Source organism: Flavobacterium sp., assembly GCF_043778725.1.
Classification (GTDB): Bacteria; Bacteroidota; Bacteroidia; order Flavobacteriales; family Flavobacteriaceae; genus Flavobacterium.
This window is the reverse complement of record NZ_JAYWFT010000190.1, coordinates 1-2,903: the sequence shown is the minus strand read 5'-3', so window position 1 is coordinate 2,903 and position 2,903 is coordinate 1. Positions and strand designations below refer to the sequence as shown.

At 27.8% G+C, this 2,903-nt stretch carries 4 protein-coding genes; 1 reads left to right on the top strand and 3 read right to left on the bottom strand.

The annotated features are described in order from the left end of the window. Positions 1-490: 490 nt before the first annotated feature. A complete protein-coding gene (locus ACH2CG_RS16925) occupies positions 491-1,210 on the top strand; it encodes an IS110 family transposase (protein WP_395067360.1) in 720 nt (239 codons plus the stop codon). Here ACH2CG_RS16925 and ACH2CG_RS16920 read toward each other — a convergent pair. The 3 genes from ACH2CG_RS16920 to ACH2CG_RS16910 all read right to left on the bottom strand — a co-directional run bounded on the left by ACH2CG_RS16920 (position 1,151) and on the right by ACH2CG_RS16910 (position 2,749). Next, complete coding sequence (locus tag ACH2CG_RS16920) at positions 1,151-1,810, bottom strand: hypothetical protein (protein WP_395067358.1); 660 nt, start codon at positions 1,808-1,810, stop codon at positions 1,151-1,153. The genes ACH2CG_RS16925 and ACH2CG_RS16920 overlap by 60 nt on opposite strands. A 239-nt stretch (positions 1,811-2,049) precedes the next feature. Then, a complete protein-coding gene (locus tag ACH2CG_RS16915) occupies positions 2,050-2,217 on the bottom strand; it encodes a hypothetical protein (RefSeq protein WP_395067356.1) in 168 nt (55 codons plus the stop codon). A gap of 4 nt (positions 2,218-2,221) precedes the next feature. After that, entirely contained in the window at positions 2,222-2,749 is a 528-nt protein-coding gene (locus tag ACH2CG_RS16910) for a hypothetical protein (protein WP_395067354.1), read from the bottom strand. Positions 2,750-2,903 lie beyond the last annotated feature (154 nt).

Genomic DNA, 2,903 nt, shown 5'->3' with positions numbered 1-2,903 from the left:
ACCAAATAAAAGTCCGTAATATTTTAATGGAAACCCCAAAATAGTAATAATTTCAGAGTCAAAATTCCAATTTATGTATAATGCAATCATATTTTTTATTAGTTTCTATTTTCTACGTTTTTTTGGTAAACTAGCCAATAACTTTCTGTGGCTTTTGCCAGTGGCGGTTTTTAACACCGACGATTACAAATATACCGAAAAGTTAGAAAGAAAAAATGCGATTGAAAGAAATAAGATAATCACTACCGCATTCTGATAAATCCCAAGCCTAGATTGGTGCAAACCGCCTTAAGTTTACATTTGTAAATTTAATCTAAAATTTAATCTAAAACAGAAAGAACAAAAGGCAGGAGTAAGGTTCTCGATAACCGCAGAGGCAATGACCTCGTTAACAGTGATAATCCCCAGCCTTTTCTACTCTTATTTCGTACAGTTCTGTGAGGCATAGACCTCGATTTTAAGGTGATGAAAACAAGTAGATTGTGTTTTAATAAAAAACAATTTTGTTATAGATAAAGATAAAACAATTTTTGGAATTGACATTAGAAAAAATACATTTGATGTAATGGATTCTAACTTAAAACACAGCCAGTTTGAGAATAATCAGAACGGTTTTGTAAAATTTTTAAAGCTATTAGACTTTAATAGTCATTGTGTTATGGAAGCAACAGGTTATTATCATTACCAGTTGGCACATTATTTACTTGAACATAAAATAATGGTTTCGGTAGAAAATCCTTTGTCTATAAAACGGTTTGTCCAAATGAAATTATCACGTATAAAAACGGATAAATCCGATGCCAAGATGATTTGTCAATATGGTCAAGAACGCGATTTACAACCTTGGGCTGGTTATAGTAAAAATCAAATGGAATGTTTCCAGATGATTCGATTACTAGAAACCTATACAAAACAAAGCACGGCTTATAAAAACAAGCTTCAAGCTGAGCAAACACTGGGAAACCCGAGTAAGTTGGTTATAAAATCTTTGAAAAGAAGTTTGAAAAACCTAGAAAAAGAATCAGAATTAATAGAAAAAGAATTGCTTATTTTGGTAAAAACCGATTACCAAGAAATACTCACCAAAATAGAAAGTATTCCCAGTATTGGTCTTAAAACTGCGGTAATGTTGGCAGATCGTTCTTTCTTTCTATGTGTTTTGTATAAAATAACAAACAGTTTTACTTTCGGGTTCAATAAAAATATATAAATCTCCATCACACCAAAAATTCATTTTTTCAAATAATTTCTGTTCGTAATCATCTTCACAAACAACATTTGTAAATTTAGTTTTTAAGTCGCTCCAACTTGTTAATTGACAAACGAATTTCATTTTTTTATTGTTTTTTGGACAATTTGGAATATTTTGTTCTTGAGTCCAATTTGGTTTTCCAGCAATTCCAATTACATCAAATTCATTTTCTTCAGTTACGCCCTCAAATTCCTTAACTTTAAATATCTTTTCTTCGAATATTATTTTGGAATTTATATCTAAAGTATCAAATGCAGTTCCAATTTCAGAAGAATTTTTTGGATAAATTAGTTTTGGTTCATTTGGATTTTCGTAATCAAGATAAATTTGGTCAAAATCTAAATAAATTGGACAAATTAAATTTAGTTTAAAAGGTAACCAATTGAATATTTCGTCAGAATTATCAATTGAACCTAAATATTGAAAATTTGATTTAAATTCATTTTGAGGGATTTTGAAATTTTCTGGAATTTCTCCGCCAAGTTTATGTTTTCCATTTATATTAAATTCAATTTCGTACATTTTATTTTTATTGAAAAGTTTACTTATTAAATTCATTTTCTATCATTTACTTTTTTTTGCGAATGTCTGCCAATTCTCAAATATGCGCATATCAATCATTAAAACATTTGTAAGCAACTAAATTAGTATCATTCAAACATAAAAAACACAAGAAGTTATGGCTAAATTTTAATACTTATTATAAGACTATAGTTGTTTTTCCTACCCAAAAATAGTGAAAATAAATCTAATTTTATTTGTTTTTAAGCACAGTTCTTTGTTGGCAGATAGTGCTTTTATTTATTAACTGTTTTCGATTTTCTAACAATTTTTTTTCTTTCTGTTAGTTTCAAACTTTCTTTTTTTTGTTTAAAATATTCGCTTAATGCTTTTTCTTCTTCTTTTGTTAGAGAAGTTTGTTCTCCAATAAAATCTACGTCAAATTCATCTTTTTTAGTTTTCATAATATTAGTCTTTAAAATATTTATTGATCAATTTTAATGCTGATTTGGTTTCTATTATCATTAGTCTTCCACCGAAATGAATTGCTCCTAATGATTTTTCATAATGTTCAATTAGTTGTGTTTTAGAAACAAAAGATACATTTCCAAAATGTCCACGTTGAAAAGAAAGTTTACAAGCAAAAGCAACTAAATTTCCTGGAACTCCTGCATAAACTTTGTCTTTTCCTTTATTAAAAGGAGAACTTTCAACTAAGTGCATATAAACGTGATCTTCTTTCACTTCTAAACAAACCAATCCTTGAATTATATCAGAATTATTTACAATTGTTAGTTTGTAAACATCTCTTTCTGGTTGTTTAAATTCATAATTCCATTCGAATAACCAATTTTTTTTCTTTGATACATTTTTTAAATCTGAACTTTTTAATAGAGAAATTTCCGTTGCAAAACTATCGCCAGTTACCACATTTTCAATGGAATTGGTTAATTTGTCGATGATAAAATCTAATCCTATTTCTGTACTTTCTTTCATTATGCTAATTTACAAAAAATGTTTCAATTGAAAGAAGGTTTTTGTTTTTTACGATTTTTTGTCATGTCCTAAAATACGTTGACCATTTTTAGGTTATTAATTGAATCAAAAATACGGATTTGTAATCGGAACATTGATAACTTTTTTTAAAAAA